Here is a 1,075-nt window from a genome sequence, read left to right as displayed (position 1 = left end):
CGGTTGAAGCCACCGCCGGAGGGACGGTCGTCGCGGCGGAAGCCGCCACGGTCGCCACCGCGGTCATCGCGGTCACGGTTGAAGCCACCGGAAGGACGGTCGTCACGGCGCGGACGGTCGTCACGGTCGCGGTTGAAGCCGCTCGGGCGGTCGTCGCGACGGAAGCCACCACCGGAGGGGCGGTCGTCACGGCGGTAGCCACCGCCGGCCGGACGGTCGCCGCCACGGAAACCACGGTCGCCGCCACGGTCGTCACGGTCACGGTTGAAGCCACCACCGGAGGGGCGGTCATCGCGGCGGTAGCCACCGCCGGCCGGACGGTCGTCACGGCGGAAGCCGCCACGGTCGCCACCGCGGTCATCACGGTCACGGTTGAAGCCACCGGAGGGGCGGTCGTCACGGCGGTAGCCACCGCCGGCCGGACGGTCGCCGCCACGGAAACCACGGTCGCCGCCACGGTCGTCACGGTCACGGTTGAAGCCACCACCGGAGGGGCGGTCGTCACGGCGGTAGCCACCGCCGGCCGGACGGTCGTCACGGCGGAAGCCGCCACGGTCGCCACCGCGGTCATCGCGGTCACGGCCGTACCCGCCCGACGGGCGGTCGTCACGACGCGGACGGTCGTCACGGTCGTCGCGACGGTACCCACCCGGGCGGTCGTCACGGCGGTAGCCACCGCCGGAGGGGCGGTCGTCGCGGCGGGAGCCGCCACGGTCGTTCGACCAGCCCCCACGGGACCGGGGCTCGTAGCCTCGGCCGTCGTCCGATCGACGCTCGGGACGGTCCTGGGGCTGGTTCGACATCGTGGTGACTCCTTCTGCTGCTTCAGCTTCACCGCGTGGGCCGTGCGTGCAACTCCCGCTGCCGTCACGCGGTTTCGGCGCCGGCCTCCTGGCCCGCGCACCTTCTCCATTGTCCGACATGTCGGGACCCTCCGCGTCTGGGCGGAAGTCCCGTCTTGTCGGACTTCTTCACGTTCGCAAAACACAAAAAGCGGGCGATCCGCGCGTTCGACACCATCGCCGACGCGGGCCGTGATGCGATGGTCCAACTGCGTCGCGTCCTGGGGGTGTTG

At 72.5% G+C, this 1,075-nt stretch carries 1 pseudogene; it reads right to left on the bottom strand.

The annotated features are described in order from the left end of the window. A pseudogene (locus ABTY56_RS38730) lies at positions 1-713 on the bottom strand (hypothetical protein); the annotation flags it as partial. Positions 714-1,075 lie beyond the last annotated feature (362 nt).

Origin of the sequence: Kitasatospora sp. NPDC097691 (assembly GCF_040302665.1) — a bacterium.
In the GTDB taxonomy this organism is placed as follows: Bacteria; Actinomycetota; Actinomycetes; order Streptomycetales; family Streptomycetaceae; genus Kitasatospora.
This window is presented reverse-complemented; position numbering and strand designations above follow the sequence as displayed.